The sequence below is a fragment of the Methylobacterium frigidaeris genome (assembly GCF_022179185.1).
GTDB lineage: Bacteria > Pseudomonadota > Alphaproteobacteria > Rhizobiales > Beijerinckiaceae > Methylobacterium > Methylobacterium frigidaeris.
Map to the genome: position 1 here is coordinate 1 of NZ_BPQJ01000226.1, position 265 is coordinate 265.

Genomic DNA, 265 nt, shown 5'->3' on the forward strand with positions numbered 1-265 from the left:
CCACGTTGCTCTTGTCCGTGCTGGACCGCAGCACCAGGCGCCGGCTGTGGATGCGGCCCTTCTTGGCCTTGGTGATGAACCGCCCGGCGACCGGACGCAGGCGGCGGGCCTTGGCCTCGGTCGTGGTGATGCGGCCGTGCTCGAAGAGCGACTTCGCGAGGTTCGCGAGGAGCAGCTTCTCGTGCGCGGCGCTGCCGCCCAGACGGGCACCCTTGGTGGGCTTCGGCATGGTGTTTCTCCTAGGTGTCTGCCCCGGCCGTATCAG

The 265-nt window shown here is 69.1% G+C and carries 1 protein-coding gene; it reads right to left on the bottom strand.

Annotated features, from left to right (window positions below; translation table 11 throughout):
- On the bottom strand, nucleotides 1-229 hold a 229-nt coding region (locus MFF64_RS36955; protein WP_238194015.1), incomplete at its 3' end, for a bL17 family ribosomal protein.
- Nucleotides 230-265: the final 36 nt, after the last annotated feature.